Annotated in this window: 13 protein-coding genes and 1 riboswitch; of the genes, 10 read left to right on the forward strand and 3 right to left on the reverse strand. The window is 75.1% G+C overall.

Going from position 1 to position 15,879, the window contains the following annotated elements; genetic code table 11:
• Positions 1–97: 97 nt before the first annotated feature.
• The 3 genes from F603_RS0108250 to F603_RS0108260 form a co-directional block, all read right to left on the reverse strand.
• Positions 98–1,390 (reverse strand): hypothetical protein, encoded by a 1,293-nt coding sequence (locus F603_RS0108250; RefSeq protein WP_019545536.1) that lies wholly within the window; start codon positions 1,388–1,390, stop codon positions 98–100.
• Between the two features lie 236 nt (positions 1,391–1,626).
• Positions 1,627–2,760, reverse strand: coding sequence for an alpha/beta hydrolase family protein (locus F603_RS0108255; protein ID WP_019545537.1), 1,134 nt, complete (start codon positions 2,758–2,760; stop codon positions 1,627–1,629).
• A 53-nt stretch (positions 2,761–2,813) separates the two neighbouring features.
• Positions 2,814–3,446, reverse strand: coding sequence for a class II aldolase/adducin family protein (locus tag F603_RS0108260; RefSeq protein WP_019545538.1), 633 nt, complete (start codon positions 3,444–3,446; stop codon positions 2,814–2,816).
• 145 nt (positions 3,447–3,591) lie between these two features.
• Between F603_RS0108260 and F603_RS0108265 the strand changes: the two genes are divergently transcribed.
• The 10 genes from F603_RS0108265 to cobC all read left to right on the forward strand — a co-directional run bounded on the left by F603_RS0108265 (position 3,592) and on the right by cobC (position 15,860).
• Positions 3,592–4,425 (forward strand): class I SAM-dependent methyltransferase, encoded by an 834-nt coding sequence (locus F603_RS0108265; RefSeq protein ID WP_019545539.1) that lies wholly within the window; start codon positions 3,592–3,594, stop codon positions 4,423–4,425.
• 635 nt (positions 4,426–5,060) lie between these two features.
• Complete coding sequence (locus tag F603_RS0108270) at positions 5,061–6,416, forward strand: inorganic phosphate transporter (RefSeq protein ID WP_019545540.1); 1,356 nt, start codon at positions 5,061–5,063, stop codon at positions 6,414–6,416.
• Positions 6,417–6,432: 16 nt separating this feature from the next.
• On the forward strand, positions 6,433–6,645 hold the full coding sequence (locus F603_RS0108275) for a hypothetical protein (protein WP_019545541.1): 213 nt from the start codon (positions 6,433–6,435) through the stop codon (positions 6,643–6,645).
• A gap of 143 nt (positions 6,646–6,788) precedes the next feature.
• A riboswitch (cobalamin riboswitch) is annotated at positions 6,789–6,988 on the forward strand.
• A gap of 144 nt (positions 6,989–7,132) precedes the next feature.
• A complete protein-coding gene (locus tag F603_RS0108280; protein ID WP_019545542.1) occupies positions 7,133–8,137 on the forward strand; it encodes a cobalamin biosynthesis protein in 1,005 nt (334 codons plus the stop codon).
• Positions 8,134–9,684, forward strand: a complete 1,551-nt coding sequence (locus tag F603_RS0108285; protein WP_019545543.1) for a cobyric acid synthase — start codon at positions 8,134–8,136, stop codon at positions 9,682–9,684. The genes F603_RS0108280 and F603_RS0108285 overlap by 4 nt, the downstream gene beginning before the upstream one ends.
• Positions 9,685–9,734: 50 nt before the next feature.
• Positions 9,735–11,870 carry a putative cobaltochelatase gene (locus F603_RS0108290; RefSeq protein WP_019545544.1) on the forward strand — a complete coding sequence of 712 codons (2,136 nt, stop codon included), beginning with the start codon at positions 9,735–9,737 and terminating at the stop codon, positions 11,868–11,870.
• Positions 11,870–12,469, forward strand: coding sequence for a cob(I)yrinic acid a,c-diamide adenosyltransferase (gene cobO, locus F603_RS0108295; RefSeq protein ID WP_019545545.1), 600 nt, complete (start codon positions 11,870–11,872; stop codon positions 12,467–12,469). Before F603_RS0108290 ends, cobO begins: the two co-directional genes overlap by 1 nt.
• Positions 12,463–13,881 carry a cobyrinic acid a,c-diamide synthase CobB gene (locus tag F603_RS0108300; RefSeq protein WP_026328241.1) on the forward strand — a complete coding sequence of 473 codons (1,419 nt, stop codon included), beginning with the start codon at positions 12,463–12,465 and terminating at the stop codon, positions 13,879–13,881. The genes cobO and F603_RS0108300 overlap by 7 nt, the downstream gene beginning before the upstream one ends.
• Positions 13,882–14,311: 430 nt before the next feature.
• Positions 14,312–14,773 (forward strand): cobalamin biosynthesis protein, encoded by a 462-nt coding sequence (locus F603_RS0108305; protein ID WP_019545547.1) that lies wholly within the window; start codon positions 14,312–14,314, stop codon positions 14,771–14,773.
• Positions 14,757–15,860 (forward strand): Rv2231c family histidinol phosphate aminotransferase CobC, encoded by a 1,104-nt coding sequence (cobC, locus tag F603_RS0108310; RefSeq protein ID WP_019545548.1) that lies wholly within the window; start codon positions 14,757–14,759, stop codon positions 15,858–15,860. The genes F603_RS0108305 and cobC overlap by 17 nt, the downstream gene beginning before the upstream one ends.
• The last annotated feature ends 19 nt before the right edge of the window (positions 15,861–15,879 follow it).

The raw sequence follows: 15,879 nt of genomic DNA on the forward strand, positions 1-15,879 counted from the left end.
GGGCCCTGTACGCACGTCTAATGCACGAGGAGGTAAGGCATGCCCCCCAGTCTAACGGCGCAGCGCAAACCGATTTCCTGGTCGGGCGGCGAAGCCCTCACTCCCCGCCTGTGTGCACCTGGAACGCCGCCCTGCGCACCGCCTTCGCCAGCACCGGGTCCGGGTGGGCGGCCGCGAGGGCGACGAGGACCTGGACGGTGCGCGGATGCCCGCTGGCGCGGACCTCCTCCAGGAGCCGCGGGACGGAGCCCTGCACCGCGGTGTCGAGGTGGTCGACGAGGAGCCGCTCCTCCCCGTGGTCGGCGACGGCCGCCGCCGTGTCCACCCACAGCCACGTCGCCTCCTCCCGCGTGAGCACCCCGTGCGGCGACGCCACCTCGGCAGCGAGCTCCTCGGGGTCGGCGCCGGCCAGCTCGGCGAGCCAGAGCAGTGCGTAGGGACGCAGCACGGATTCGGCCGCCGCCTCGCGGACGGCGCCCTCCGCGGGCTCGCCCACGACGCGCAGCGCCTCGAAGGCGAGCCCGCGCGTGAGCGGGTCCTCTCCCCTTGCGGCGTCGAGGAGTTCGGTGACGGCGGGCCCCGTCGGACGTGCGGCGAGCCAGGCGCGGTACTCGGCGCGGGCGGGGCCCGGGGTGAGGCGGGCGCAGCCGCGGAGCATGTCGGCGGCGGCGTGCTCGATGTTGCCGGCCGGGCTCTGCGCGGCGACGCAGATCTGCTCCAGCTTCGTCCACACCGCCCAGTTGCCCAACGGGGTGAGCACGGCGGAGCCTTGGCGCGGGCCGCCCTTGGGGCCGGTGAGTTCGAGGCCCTCGTCGGGGCAGCGCACCAGGGCGCCGACGCCGGAGAGGCCGTCGAGCGCCCAGTCGAGGACGCCGGCGAGTGCGTCCTCGGCCTCGGTGGTGACGCGGACCGGGTGCTCCGGGTCCCGTTCGGCGCGGAGCTCCTCGATCCGCCCGGTGAGGAGCTCCTGGAGGAGGCTGAACGACACGGGGCCGGCGGAGAGGTGCATGACGGAGAGGAACTGCGGGACCGCCTGCACCGTCTCCGCCGCGAGCCCCGCATGGAGCGCAGAGGGCGGCGGGTGGGCGAGCGACCAGGCGTCGAAGAGGGCGACCCAGCCGCGGAGCACGGCGGCGTCGTCGCGCTCCCAGGCGTGCAACCGCCAACCGGCGCGCACCTGTTCGCCGTGGAGCTCCACGAGGCCGGCGAGGCGTGCCCGGTCCCATGCGGCAGGTACGGGCGCGGCGTCGCCGAGCACCTCGGCGGCCGCGCGTGCGGCCGCGGGGTCGGCGTGCGGTGAGAGGCCGGTCTCGGCCGCCCAGCGGGCCAGGCGTACCGCGCCCTCCAGGGCTGCCCTGGCTTGTTCGGCAAGGCGCTCGGGCGGCAGCACGCCTTCGGGCGGGGGCGGCGCCGTCCTGGTCCTCGGGACCGTGACCTTGCGGTGCACGGCCGCTGCGGGCGTACTGGGTACCAGGCGGAGCCGGCTCTCTCGCGGTGTACGGGACGACGTCACGGGAGCAGTCTTCACGGTGCCCCGCGCCCGCCCAAATCTGGGGTCCCCTTTTCGCCGCGTCGAGCCGTGCCTGGAGCGGGAGTTGGGGTGCGTGGGACGGTTTCGGAGGACCCTCACATCAGCGGGATGAGGAACCGTCCGAGGGTCTGTTCGTACCCGTCGGGGTCGGCGTTCCACATCGCGGAGTGCGGCGCGTGCGGGACGGTGTGGAGGGTGACGCGTGCGGGGCGGGCCGCGGCGAGTGCGCGCGAGCCTTCCCAGTCGGCGACGGTGTCGTCGGGGCCGTGCACGAGGAGCGTGGGGACGCGCAGGTGCGAGGGCTCGACGACGGACTCCTGGGCGGGGTTCTCCGCCTCTCCCCTGGCGGCACGGGCGGCGAGCGGAAGCAGCGCTTTCGGTACGTGGTGCGCGGCGGCTAGTGCACGAAGGGCGGCGGCCGGGTCGAGCACGGGCGAGTCGAGGACGAGGCCGGCGATCCGCTCCCGGAGCGGCGACTCGCACGCGGTGCGCAGGGCCATCGTCGCGCCGCTCGACCAACCGAGCAGGACGACCCGGCGCGCTCCGTACCGCACGGCGTACCGGACGGCCGCGTCGAGGTCGTGCCACTCGGGGCCGCCGGGGCGCCGGGGAGCGCGCCCGGGGGCGCCCGCGTCGCCCCGGTAGGCGAGCGCGAGGACGGGGAGGCGCTGTTCGCGAAGGAAGGGGAGCAGGTTGAGCGCGAGCTCCCGCGTGGTGCCGAGGCCGTGCACGGCGAGCACCCAGGTCTTGCGGTCGCCGGGGACGAACCAGGCGGGGAGGGCGCCGAGTTCGCCCGGTACGTCGACGTCGGAGAAGTCGATGCCGAGTGCGCTCTGCGGGTCGCCGGTGCGCAACTGGGGCGTGAGGCGCACGGTGCTTCCCGCGCGCGGGAGGTCCCAGTCGGCCGTCAGCAGCCGGCGCAGCACGACGTGCGCCTCGGCGCGCGCCGACTCGTCGGGGAGGACGGGCCCGACCTGGGCGTGGCCCGACTTGCCCTGGACGCCGTAGACGCCGGGCCGCAGGGTGGCGAGGGAGCGGGTGAGCGCGATCCGGGCGTCGCCGATGGCGTGGACGGTGAGCGCCGGCCCCTCGAAGCCGGCCGGCACCGGGGCGCCCGAGCGGCGGACCGGCAGCGCGGCGCCCGCGGCCCACCGGCCGGCCGCCACGGCTGCCGCGCCGGTACCGAGGAAGGTTCCGGCGGCCAGGGCCGCCGCGGTACGTGCTCGCATCCCGGCCAGTTTCCGTTACGCGGTGGACGGAGGCCACCCGGGCGCGTCGCCCTTCAGCTCGCGCGCTGCCCGTATCCGCTCAGCTTCTCGGCCACGCGCCGGAGTTCGTCGGGGGCGATGAGGCTCGGCTGCCCGACGGTGGAGGCGGTGAGCCAGACGCGGCACATCCACTCGAGCTGCGCGGTGCGGTCGTACGCCTGATCCAGGGTGTCGCCGTACGCGACGGTGCCGTGGTTGCGGAGGAGGCAGGCGTTGCGGTCGCGGAGCGCCTCGGTCATGTGCGCGGCGAGCTCGGGGCTGCCGTAGGTGGCGTACGGCGCGACGCGTACGGGGCCGCCGAGGGCGGCCGCCATGTAGTGGATCGGCGGCAGCTCGTCGACGAGGGTGGAGGCGGCGGTGGCGTGGACCGCGTGCGTGTGGACCACCGCGCGGGCTGCGGTGGTGCGGTAGATCGCCAGGTGCATCGGCAGCTCGCTCGTCGGCACCGCGGTGCCGGCCGTCACTTCGCCCTCCAGGTCGACGGCGCAGAGGTCGCCGTCGTCGAGGCGGTCGTAGGCGACACCGCTCGGCGTCACGAGGACGGTGTCACCGAACCGGCACGAGACGTTCCCCGACGTGCCCACGACGAGTCCGTCCTCGACCGTACGTCGGGCCGTGGCCACCAACTGGCGCCAGGCTTCTTCCATTTCGTACACCTCCTCCCGCAGGCTATCCCGCGCTTTCCGGGCGCAGGGCCGGGGGTGCGCCGTCGTACCTCGTGGAAGGGCGGGCTTCGCAACGCAGTGCTACGTTGCCGACACGGACGGTTCCGGTGACCATCGAGGAGGACCCATGGCCCGATCACGCCCGTCGTACGGCCCGCCCATGCGCCGCGGCACGCTGCTGCACAAGGCCGGTTTCGTGCTGCGCCACCCCGAGCGGGTCCCCACGCATCTGCGCCGGGCCGCGCGGGACGCCTGGCTACGAGCACGCCACCGCGACCACGTCTCGTACTACCGCGCGGTGATGGCCTCGGACGCCGCGCGGAGTCCGGAGAGCGCGGTGGGCGGGCACGACGGCGAGGAGATCTGGCTGCGCATCGGCCGGATGCAGTTCGACTACCTGCGCGCGCACGGGCTCACCCCGCAGGACCGGATGCTCGACATCGGCTGCGGCAACCTGCGCGCCGGCTGGCGGTTCATCGAGTACCTGGAGCCAGGGAACTACTACGGGGTCGACATCTCGCCCGACATCCTCGTCGCGGCGAAGCGGACGCTCGTCCGGTACGGGCTGCAGGACCGGCTGCCGCACCTCGCCGTCACCCGTGACCTCACCTTCGACTTCCTGCCGGCCGGGCACTTCACGGTAGTCCAGGCGCACAGCGTCTTCTCGCACTCGCCGCCCGAGGTCATCGAGGAGTGCTTCGCCCACGTCGGCCGCGTCCTCGCCCCCGGCGGCCGCTTCGACTTCACCTTCGACCGGACGACAGGACGCGAACACCACGTGCTGCGCGAGGACTTCTACTACCGCACCGAGACGCTCGCCGCGCTCGCCGAACGCCACGGACTCACCGCGGAGTTCATGTCGGACTGGGAGCAACTCCCGCACCGCCAGTCGAAGATGCGGCTCACGCATGCGACGTCGGCCGGGGTGGAGGCGGGCGAGGAGGGGGCGGGGCGCCGGTAGGGCTCGGGACGGGTGGTGTCGGTCGGCCGCCGAACCGCGCCGGTGTGTGGGGAAGTTGTGCGGAGGTCGGCTGGACCGGGGCGGGAACGCCCTCCCCGCTGTGCGGTCCCGCGGGAGGCCGACGCCCGGTACGAGTCCGGGTCGGCAGGGCCCTGCCACGGTTGGCGGTCGACAGACCAACCGCGCGGCCGACTCGCCAAGCATCGTCGCCTGTCGGACCCCGACCGTCGTGACCCCTGTGCCTTCGCGGCTCGGTCGTGACCGTCCCGCGCTCAACTCCGCATCTGACGTTGGCAGTTACGCCGAGTCGCTGCCCCGGTAAGCGTGCCTCCCGTCGGCGGAGGAGACGGGCGTGCGCGCGGCCGTGGCGACAGGACCCGCCGCCCGTCGCCGGTACCAAAGCCCGGCGGTGAACGGCGGGGAACGCGAGGCGTGCGAGGCCGCAGAGGCGGTGTGACGCAGGTTACATACGGGGGTGGAGTCGGCTGCGGATGTGCAGGTCAGCGGTGTACGACTCGGCATTCCGAAGACCGGGGGCGCTGGACACCCGGGCGCTGGGCCCAGTTCACCTTCCGTTCACCCACCGTCCCTACGTTCGGCCTGTCACTCCCCTTCGAACTGATTGTGCCTGGTGCATGGAACACATCACGCTTCTCATCGGGATCGTGATCGTCACGGCCTTGGTGTTCGACTTCACGAACGGTTTCCACGACACGGCCAACGCCATGGCAACGACCATCTCCACCGGGGCGCTCAAGCCCAAAGTGGCGGTGGGCATGTCGGCCGTGCTCAACCTGGTCGGCGCCTTCCTCTCGATCGAGGTCGCCAAGACCATCTCCTCCGGGATCATCGACGAAAGCGCCGGCGTCCGACCTGAAGTGATCTTCGCCGGGCTGGTGGGCGCGGTCATCTGGAATCTGCTGACCTGGCTCGCCGGACTCCCCTCCAGCTCCTCGCACGCCCTGATGGGAGGTCTGATCGGTGCCACGGTCGCGTCCGTCGGCATGGGTGCGGTCAACGGCGGGGTCGTCGTGATGAAGGTGCTCATACCCGCGCTGGCGGCGCCGCTCGTCGCAGGCATCGCGGCGACCCTCTCGACGAGGCTCACCTACCGGGTGGCGAAGAACGCGGACGAGCAGCAGACCTTCAAGGGCTACCGCGCGGGGCAGATCACCTCGGCGGCGCTCGTCTCGCTCGCACACGGCACCAACGACGCGCAGAAGACGATGGGCGTCATCACGCTGGCGCTCGTCACGGGCGGCGCCCTCGCGCCCGGTTCCGACCCGCCGGTGTGGGTCATCGCGTCGGCCGGCATCGCGATCGCGCTCGGCACCTACCTCGGCGGCTGGCGCATCATCCGCACCATGGGCAAGGGCATCACCGACATCCAACCGCCGCAGGGCTTCGCCGCCCAGACCAGCGCGGCAGCGACGATCCTCGCCTCGTCGCACATCGGCTTCTCGCTCTCCACGACCCACGTCTGCTCGGGCGCCGTGATGGGCGCGGGCCTCGGGCGCAAGGGCGGCGTGGTGCGCTGGTCGACGGCGGGACGGATGGTCGTCGGCTGGGGGTTGACGCTGCCGGCGGCCGGGCTCGTCGCCGCGGGTTCGGCGCTCCTCGCCGGGCAGGGCGACTGGGGCGTCGCCACCGTCGCGGTCCTCGCGCTCGCCATCTGCCTCGTCATCTGGGCCCGTTCGCGCCGCGAGCCCGTCGACCACACCAACGTCAACGACGACTCCGTCTTCGACGAGCCGAGCCCCGGCGCCTCGCTCCCCGAGCCGGAGCCGGCCGGCGTCGTGACCACCGCGATGCGCTCGGTCGCACCGCCGCCCGCAGGCCCCGCACAGGGCAGCGAGGCCGAAACCGCCGCCGCGCAGGAGGCGTTGGCAGCGGTCGACGGCGCCCCCGCACAGCGGCCCGCGGCCGTGCAGGCGGCCGAGACCGCTGCCGAGACGCCGCAGCGGGCCGGCTCGGCGCCGCTGCTCCCCTGAACAGGAAGGCAGAACCATGTACATCGACTGGGGCGCGCTCGGCGAGGTCTTCGGGGTCAGCCTGCTGGCGACCGTGGTGCTCGTCGGACTCTTCACCGCCGGGATCGTCGGCGGCGGTACGCGCAGGGCCGACGGCAGCGTGCACACTCCGGCGAGGGTCGGCGCGTACGCCTGCTACGCGCTGTGCGCGGGGGCCGTCGGGTTCGGCATCTGGCTGATCGCCGCCTGACTCGTGTCAACTCCCGTGCGCGGGCGCCCGGTTCGCCGTCGGGCCCGCACGGAGGACGCCGCGGGGCCGGTGGAGCAGTGCTCCGCCGGCCCCGCGGTGTGTCGGCCCGCACCGCGCCGTCGCAGGTCATGTGCGAGTTGACGGGTTCACCCCCGCGTGGTGAACTGCCGTTGCCGAAACGGCGGCAGGGAGGAAGCCGGTGCGAATCCGGCGCGGTCCCGCCACTGTCACCGGGGAGCGTCCCCCAGAAGCCACGGCCGACCACCGCGACGGTGCCGGCCGGAAGGCGGGGAAGGCGTGCAGAGCCGGGGAGCCAGGAGACTTCCACCGCCGGTCACGTCGAGCCAGGGCGAGGACCCTGAGTGAGGACACCTGCCATGCGTGGCTTCTCCGCCGTACGCCGCGGCGCCTCGGGCGCGACCCGCCCGCGCCGACAGACCACCGCACCCCGCGGGCCGGCGCGCGCCGGCGAGGCGGCGGGCTGAGCATGCCGCATCCGCCGTCCCCCGCGCCCGCACGCGCAGGGGATCACTTTCGTATCGGGGCGCGCCCCGAACTCGCGGGGCTCGTCCTCGGTTTCGCCGCCGACCTCGCCTTCGGCGACCCGCGGAGGGGCCACCCCGTCGCCGCCTTCGGCCGTACCGCCGCCGCGCTGGAGGCACGGCTGTGGCGCGACGACCGCGCCGCGGGCGCCGCCTACACGGCGCTCTGCGCCGGCGGGGCCGCGGCGGCCGCGGCGGCGCTCGCGCGCCTGGCACGCGGTGCGGGCGCCACGGCGACCGCCGGCCTCACGGCCGCTGCCGCCTGGAGCGTCCTCGGCGGTACGGGACTTGCGGCCGAGGCGCAGGCCGTCGGCGAAGCCCTCGGGCGCGGTGATCTCGACGGGGCCCGTGCCCGCCTCCCGCATCTGTGCGGACGCGACCCGCAGGCGCTCGACGCCGACGGGCTCGCCCGCGCCGTCGTCGAGTCGGTCGCGGAGAACACCTCGGACGCGGTCGTCGGCGCCCTGGTGTGGGGTGCCGCCGCCGGGCTTCCGGGACTCGTCGGCTTCCGCGCCGTCAACACGCTCGACGCCATGGTCGGCCACCGCTCGCCCAGACTGCGCCGGTTCGGCTGGGCCTCGGCCCGCCTCGACGACGCGGCCGGCTTCCCCGGCGCCCGGCTCACGGCCGCGACGGCTGCCCTCGCGGGCCCGGAGCCGCGGGCCGCGCTCCGCGCCTGGCGGCGCGATGCGCACCGGCACCCGAGCCCCAACGCGGGCCCCGTGGAAGCCGCGTTCGCCGGTGCGCTCGGTGTGCGCCTCGGCGGGACGCTCTCGTACGGGGGCCGCACCGAGCAGCGTCCGGTACTCAACGCTCCGGGCCGCGCCGTCGAACCTTCGGACATACCCCGCGCGGTGCGTCTCTCCCGGACGGTCTCGGTCGTCTCGCTCGGTCTCGTCGTCTCCGCCCGCCTCGCCGCGGGCGCCCTTCGCCGCGGGGAGGGCCGGTGAGCGGCGGGCTGCTGGTGCTCGGCACCACCTCGGACGCGGGCAAGAGCGTGGTCACGGCGGGGATCTGCCGGTGGCTGCGGCGGCGCGGGTGGAACGTCGCGCCGTTCAAGGCGCAGAACATGTCCCTCAACTCGTTCGTCACGGCCGACGGTGCGGAGATCGGCAGGGCGCAGGCGATGCAGGCAGCGGCGGCAGGCGTCGAGCCGTCCGCGCTGATGAACCCGGTGCTGCTGAAGCCGGGCGGGGAGCGCAGCAGCCAGGTGGTGCTGCTGGGACGGCCGGTGGGCGAGCTCAGCGCGCACGGCTACTTCGCCGAGGGGGAGGCCGATCCCGAGCGTCCCGCGTTCCGCGGACGGGGCGAGCTCCTCGGCACCGTCGTCGCATGCCTGGAGGAGCTGCGGCGCACCCACGACGCGGTGATCTGCGAGGGCGCGGGCAGCCCGGCAGAGATCAACCTGCGCGGCACCGACCTCGTCAACATGGGCCTTGCGCGGGCGGCCGGGCTGCCCGCCGTGGTCGTGGGCGACATCGACAGGGGCGGCGTCTTCGCCTCGTTCTTCGGCACGACGGCGCTGCTGGCGCCCGAGGACCAGGCCCACCTCGCCGGGTACGTCGTCAACAAGTTCCGCGGGGACCGGGGGCTGTTGGCGCCGGGACTCGCGATGTTGGAGAAGCTCACCGGACGTCCCACGCTGGGGGTGCTCCCCCACCGCGAGGGCATCGGCATCGACGCGGAGGACGGGCTCTCGCTCGGCCGCGGCCGTGCGGCCGTGCAACCGCCGTACGGGCGCGAGGTGTTGCGCGTCGCCGTCCTCGCCGTTCCGCTGATGTCGAACTTCACCGACGTCGACGCGCTCGGCGCGGAGCCGGGCGTCGTCGTCCGGTACGCCGAGCGGTCCGAGGAGCTCGACGACGCGGACCTGGTGGTGGTCCCCGGCACCCGCGGCACGGTCCGCGCGCTGGAGTGGCTGCGCGCCAGGGGGCTCGACGGCGCGCTGCGGAAGCGCGCGGCCGAGGGCCGGCCCGTGCTGGGCATCTGCGGCGGCTACCAGCTCCTCGGCGAGCGCATCGAGGACGACGTGGAGTCCCGCGCCGGGACCGTCGACGGGCTGGGGCTGCTCCCGGTCCGGGTGCGCTTCGCGGCGGAGAAGACCCTGGCGCGCCCGCACGGGTTCGCGCTCGAGGAGCCGCTGGAGGGGTACGAGATCCACCACGGCGTCGCGGAGGTCGAAGGCGGCGAACCCTTCACCGTCGACGCCGGGGGACGGGCGATCGACGGATGCCGCGTCGGTTCGGTGAGCGGCACGCACTGGCACGGCACGCTGGAGTGCGACGCCTTCCGCCGCGCGCTCCTCCGCGAGGTCGCAGGCGTGACGGGCCGCGACTTCACCCCCGCCCCCTCGACGAGCTTCGCCGCGCTCCGCGAGGCCCAACTCGACCTGCTCGGCGACCTGGTGGAGGAGTACCTCGACACGGACGCGCTGCTCCGCCTCGTCGAGGAGGGCCCGCCACCGGGGCTCGACTTCGTTCCGCCGGGCGCCCCGTGAGCCGGGAAGCGCCGCCCGCAGCACCAACCCGAATCGGAGGGTCATCAGCTATGGACACCCCGGGGAGCGCCCACGGCGCCTACCCGTTCTCCGCACTCGTCGGCATGGACGACCTGCGCCTGGCGCTCGTCCTCAACGCGGTCTCGCCCGCGGTCGGCGGCGTACTCGTCCGCGGTGAGAAGGGGACGGCCAAGTCGACGGCCGTACGGGCGCTTTCGGCCCTGCTGCCGCCCGTGCGCACGGTGCCGGGCTGCCGGTTCTCCTGCGACCCGCAGCGACCCGACCCCCAGTGCCCCGACGGCCCGCACACGGTGCCCGAGGCCGAGGAGCGGGCGGCGCGGATGGTCGAACTGCCCGTCGGCGCCTCGGAGGACCGGCTCGTCGGCGCGCTCGACATCGAGCGCGCCCTCGCCGAAGGGGTGAAGGCGTTCGAGCCGGGGCTGCTCGCCGAGGCGCACCGGGGCGTGCTCTACGTCGACGAGGTCAACCTCCTCCACGACCACCTCGTCGACCTCCTCCTGGACGCCGCCGCGATGGGCGCCTCGCACGTCGAGCGCGAGGGGGTGTCGGTGCGGCACGAGGCGAAGTTCCTCCTCGTCGGCACGATGAACCCCGAAGAGGGCGAGCTGCGGCCGCAGTTGCTCGACAGGTTCGGACTCACCGTCGAGGTGCGCGCCTCGCGGGAGACGGCGGAGCGGGTCGAGGTGGTGCGCAGGCGGCTCGCGTACGACGAGGACCCGGGAGGTTTCGCCGCGCGATGGAGCGCGGGCGAGCAGGAGTTGCGCGAACGGATCGCACTCGCACGTGAGCTGCTGCCGCAGGTGCGGCTCGGGGACGGCGCTCTCCACCGGATCGCGGCCGTCTGCGCGGCCTTCGAAGTCGACGGCATGCGCGCCGACTTGGTGATGGCGCGTACCGCGACCGCGCTCGCCGCGTGGGCGGGCAGGACGGACGTCGCCGCCGAGGACGTCCGCCAGGCCGCCCTGCTCGCACTCCCCCACCGGCGCCGTCGCAACCCGTTCGACGCACCGGGCCTCGACGAGGACAAGCTCGACGAAGTCCTCGACGAGGCAGGCGCAGAAGCCCCCGACGACGGCCCCGAAGACGACGGCCCGGGCGGCGGCGCGGAGCCGCCCGCCGAGCCGCCGCAGGAGGAGGCTGCGCAGGACGACACCGGGGCCGAACCCCCCGAGCTCCCCCAACAGCCCACGGGCGAGAGCGAGTCGGCGCCCCGCCAGGAGGCCCCGGAGCAGGAGGCGCCCGCCGAGCAGCCGGAGGCCGAAGCGGAGCCCGCGGACGGAGAGCACTCCGACGAGGGCACCCCCGCGACGCCAGGCGTCGGCGGCGAGCAGCAACCGGCCCCCGTCGCCGCCCCGTTCCGCGCCCGTACGCTCACGGTCCCGGGCCTCGGCGAGGGTGCGGCAGGCCGCCGCTCCCGTGCCCGCACGGCGCACGGCCGCACCACGGGTGCGCGCCGCCCCCGAGGCGCCCTGGGTCGCCTCCACTTGAGCGCCACCGTCCTCGCGGCCGCGCCTCACCAGCAGGCACGCGGGCGCTCGGGGCCGGGCCTCCTCGTACGCGGGGACGACCTGCGGGAGGCCGTGCGCGAGGGGCGGGAGGGCAACCTCGTGCTCTTCGCCGTCGACGCGTCGGGATCGATGGCGGCGCGGAAGCGGATGAGCGCCGTGAAGGGCGCCGTGCTCTCGCTGCTCCTCGACGCGTACCAGCGGAGGGACAAGGTCGGCATGGTCACCTTCCGCGGCTCCGACGCCGAGGTGGCCCTGCCGCCGACCTCCTCCGTCGACACGGCGGCAGCCCGTCTGGAGTCGCTGCCGACGGGCGGGCGCACGCCGCTCGCCGCCGGTCTGCTCCGCGCGCGCGACGTGCTGCGCGTCGAGCGCATGCGGGACCCGTCGCGGCGCCCGCTGCTCGTCGCCGTCACCGACGGGCGGGCCACCGGCGGGCCCGAACCCGTCGAACGCGCCCGCAGGGCAGGCGGGTTGCTCGCCGCCGACGGCGTCGCCTCCGTCGTCGTCGACTGCGAGGCGGGGCCCGTACGCCTCGGTCTCGCCGGGGAGTTGGCGCACGCGCTCGGCGGGGAGGCCGTCACGCTCGACGAGTTGCGCGAGGACACCGTGACCGAGCTCGTACGCACCGCGACCACCAGCACCCGGAGGGCAGCGTAATGCCGCAGGGCAAGCCGAACACGATCCCGGACGACGGCCTCACCACGCGGCAGCGCCGCAACCGTCCCCTCCTCGCCGTCCATACGGGCACGGGCAAGGGGAAGTCGACCGCCGCCTTCGGGATGGCGCTGCGCGCCTGGAACCAGGGGTGGCCCGTCGGGGTGTTCCAGTTCGTGAAGTCCGCCAAGTGGCGGGTGGGCGAGGAGCGCGCACTGCGGGTGCTCGGCGAGAGCGGCGAGGGCGGCAGCGTCGCCTGGCACAAGATGGGCGAGGGCTGGTCCTGGCTCCAGCGCGACGGGGAGCTGGAGAGCGAGGAGGCGGCGAAGGAGGGCTGGGAGCAGGTCAAGCGCGACCTGGCGGCCGAGACGTACCGGATGTACGTGCTCGACGAGTTCGCCTACCCGATGCACTGGGGCTGGATCGACGCGGCGGAGGTCGTCGAGGTGCTGCGGACGCGCCCCGGCCACCAGCACGTCGTGATCACGGGCCGGAACGCGCCCGAGGAGCTGTGCGCGGCGGCCGACCTCGTCACCGAGATGACGAAGGTGCGCCACCCGATGGACGCGGGCCAGAAGGGCCAGCGAGGCATCGAATGGTGAGGGCGGGCGGGGGCGGTACGCCCCGGCTCGTCGTAGCGGCTCCTTCCTCGGGGAGCGGAAAGACCACCGTGGCAACGGGGTTGATGGCCGCGTTCGCGGAGCGCGGCCTCGCCGTCTCGCCGCACAAGGTCGGCCCCGACTACATCGACCCGGGCTACCACGCGCTCGCCACCGGGCGCCCCGGGCGCAACCTCGACGCGTTCCTCTGCGGCACCGAGCGCCTCGCGCCGCTCTTCGCGCACGGCGCCTCGGGGGCCGAACTCGCCGTCGTGGAGGGGGTGATGGGCCTCCACGACGGCGCGGCCCGACGGGGCGAGCTCGCGTCCACGGCGCAGGTCGCCAAGGAGCTGCGGGCGCCCGTCGTGCTCGTCGTCGATGCGTCCTCGCAGTCCCGCTCGGTGGCCGCGCTGGTCCACGGCTTCGCGAGCTGGGACCCCGGCGTGCGGCTCGGCGGCGTCATCCTCAACAAGGTCGGCTCGGCGCGCCACGAGGCCCTGCTCCGGGAGGCGTTGGCCGACTCGCCCGTGCCTGTGCTCGGTGTCCTCCACCGGCGGCAGGCCGTGCACGCGCCCAGCCGGCACCTGGGGCTCGTGCCGGTGGCGGAGCGCCGGAGGGAGGCGGTGGAGGCGGTGGACGCGCTCGCCGCGCAGGTCCGCGAGGGGTGCGACCTGCCGGCGCTGCTGGCGCTCGCGCGCAGCGCGCCCGCTCTCGACGCCGAGGCGTGGGACCCGGCCGAGGCGGTCGGCACGCAGAGCCGACAGGCGGGCGGCGCCGAGCCGCGCGCGGACGGTACGCCCCCGGCTGCCGCCGGCGGCGTGCGACGGACCAGGGGGCGTCCGGTCGTCGCCGTGGCCGGTGGCCCGGCATTCACCTTCGGGTACGCCGAGCACCCCGAACTGCTGCGCGCCGCCGGTGCGGAGATCGCCGTCTTCGACCCGCTCCACGACGAGCGACTGCCGGCGGAGGCGGACGCGCTCGTCGTCGGAGGCGGGTTCCCCGAGGTGTACGCGGCCGAACTCGCCGAGAACAAGCCGCTGCGCGCCGCCATCGCCGGCTTCCGCGGGCCCGTCGTGGCCGAGTGCGCCGGACTCCTCTACCTCACGAGGGAGTTGGACGGACGCGAGATGTGCGGCGTCCTGGACGCCACAGGGCACATGGGCGAACGGCTCACCCTCGGCTACCGCGAAGCCACCGCCGCGACGACGAGCGTGCTCACCACCGCGGGTACGACCGTCCGAGGGCACGAGTTTCACCGCACCTCGCTCGCCCCCGCCGCGGGCGCCTCGCCCGCCTGGCGGTTCGATGGCCGCACGGAGGGCTTCGTCCATGGCCGCGTCCACGCCTCCTACCTCCACCTGCACTGGGCTTCGGCACCCGAGCTGCCCACGCGGCTGGTGGCGCAGTGCCGGTGACGGGCGCGACCGCGGCGGGCGACGGACGGCGCCGTGCGACGCGCGTCGCGGGCTCACCGCTCGACCGGTCGGCGTACGGCGGGACTCGGGCGGTGGCAGCCGCCGCGTGCACCGGCCGGGGACCTGGCGCCGCCCTGCGGCCTACGTGCCCGTACCCGGGTAGGGCACAGGCCCGGCTCACCTCTCGCTGGGCGCTGTCGACGCCTACCGCCCCTCCGACGCGTCGGAAGGCCACCGGGGACCCTCGTCCCGACTCCGCGGTTCCCGGGCGTCTTCGGGCGGCCCGCGTCCTCGTCGCGAGAGCCCCGTTCCCGCACCGCCCGCCGTGTACGACGCCCAGCCGACGCGCCCGCACCGAACACGTGCGGCTCAACACACCTGCGTACACGCGAGCTTGCCCGACGAGCCATCGGGCCACGACGCCCCGCCTATGACGACCCACGAAACCGCCTCTCCCCCGCCCCCCGTACCCGTCACCATCGGCGTCGGGGGATGCCGCGACGTCGCGGGAGACGAGGTGCTGGCGCTCGTGCACCACGTGCTCGCGCTGGCCGGTGCGGTGGAGCCGTGCGCCCTCGCGACCGTCGAGGGCAAGGAGGGCGAGCCGGGGCTGCTGGCCGCCGCGCGGGCGCTCGGGGTGCCGCTGCGGGCGTACGGCGCCGCGGAGTTGGCCGCCGTGCCGGGTGTGGCGGTGTCGGCGACCGCCCGGGCCGCCTTCGGCACGGCCTCGGTGGCGGAGGCCGCTGCCCTGCTCGGAGCCGTGGCGCCGTACGGTGCTGTGGGCGCCGCCCGGCTGCTGGTGCCGAAGACCAGGTCGGCGGCGCACCCCGCACGGGCGACCGCCGCGGTCGCCGCAGCAGCCACAGGAGAGCGCCGTGTCCGCACCGACTGACCCGAGGCCGCGCCCCGCACCGGAGCAGCCCGCACCCGACCTGCGCCATCACGGCGACGCCGAGGTCCGCGGCTCCGGGCTCACCGACCTCGCCGTCAACGTGCGCACCGGCACCCCACCGCCGTGGCTCCGCGCCCGCCTCGCCGCCTCGCTCGACGACCTCGCCGCCTACCCGGACCCCACAGCGGCGCGCACCGCGGTCGCCGAGCGGCACCGGGTGCGGCCGGAGCAGGTGCTGCTCACAGCAGGCGCCGCCGAGGCGTTCGTCCTGCTCGCGCGGGCGCTGCCGGCGTCCCGGCCGCTCGTGGTGCACCCGCAGTTCACGGAACCGGAAGCGGCGCTGCGGGACGCAGGACACCGCGTCGCGCGCCACCTGCTCGACGCCGCGGACGGCTTCCGCCTCGACCCGGCGGCCGTCCCCGAGGACGCCGATCTCGTCGTCGTCGGCAACCCGACCAACCCGACGAGCGTCCTCCATCCGGCCGAACACCTCGCCCGGCTTGCGCGACCTGGCCGCTCGCTCGTCGTCGACGAGGCGTTCGTCGACGCCGTGCCGGACGAACGCCACTCCCTCGTACCGCAGTTGGGCCACCTGCCCGGCAGGCTGCTCGTCCTGCGCAGCCTCACCAAGACGTGGGGGCTCGCGGGCCTGCGCGTCGGCTACGTCCTCACCGATCCGGAGACGGCCCGACTCCTCGCGCACCAGCAGCCGTTGTGGCCCGTCTCCGCGCCCGCGCTGGCTGCGGCCGAGGCGTGCAGCGAACCGGCGGCACTCGCCGAAGCGGAGTCCGCCGCCGCGGAGTTCGGCGAGCGGCGTGCCCATCTCCTCGCGCGGATGCGGGAGTTGCCCGGACTGGAGACGGCGACGCCCCAGCCGCAAGGCCCCTTCCTCCTCCTGCGGCACCCGTGCGCACCGCGGTTGCGGGAGGCCCTCCGACGACGCGGTTTCGCCGTACGCAGGGGCGACACCTTCCCCGGACTCGGCCCCGAGTGGTTCCGCGTCGCCGTCCGGGACCGCGCGACGAGCGACGCGTTCACGTCGGCGCTCGCCGCGGTACTCAACTGCCCGAGCGAACACGGGCGTTGACCCGCCCCACACACACGAG

This window comes from Streptomyces sulphureus DSM 40104 (assembly GCF_000381025.1).
Taxonomy (GTDB): Bacteria; Actinomycetota; Actinomycetes; order Streptomycetales; family Streptomycetaceae; genus Streptomyces; species Streptomyces sulphureus.

Coding starts and splice junctions, on each gene's coding strand:
- F603_RS0108255 (WP_019545537.1), bottom strand. CDS start 2,760: ATGCGAGCACGTACCGCGGCGGCCCTGGCCGCCGGAACCTTCCTCGGT.
- F603_RS0108290 (WP_019545544.1), top strand. CDS start 9,735: ATGGACACCCCGGGGAGCGCCCACGGCGCCTACCCGTTCTCCGCACTC.
- F603_RS0108270 (WP_019545540.1), top strand. CDS start 5,061: ATGGAACACATCACGCTTCTCATCGGGATCGTGATCGTCACGGCCTTG.
- F603_RS0108265 (WP_019545539.1), top strand. CDS start 3,592: ATGGCCCGATCACGCCCGTCGTACGGCCCGCCCATGCGCCGCGGCACG.
- F603_RS0108260 (WP_019545538.1), bottom strand. CDS start 3,446: ATGGAAGAAGCCTGGCGCCAGTTGGTGGCCACGGCCCGACGTACGGTC.
- F603_RS0108275 (WP_019545541.1), top strand. CDS start 6,433: ATGTACATCGACTGGGGCGCGCTCGGCGAGGTCTTCGGGGTCAGCCTG.
- F603_RS0108300 (WP_026328241.1), top strand. CDS start 12,463: ATGGTGAGGGCGGGCGGGGGCGGTACGCCCCGGCTCGTCGTAGCGGCT.
- F603_RS0108280 (WP_019545542.1), top strand. CDS start 7,133: ATGCCGCATCCGCCGTCCCCCGCGCCCGCACGCGCAGGGGATCACTTT.
- cobO (WP_019545545.1), top strand. CDS start 11,870: ATGCCGCAGGGCAAGCCGAACACGATCCCGGACGACGGCCTCACCACG.
- F603_RS0108305 (WP_019545547.1), top strand. CDS start 14,312: ATGACGACCCACGAAACCGCCTCTCCCCCGCCCCCCGTACCCGTCACC.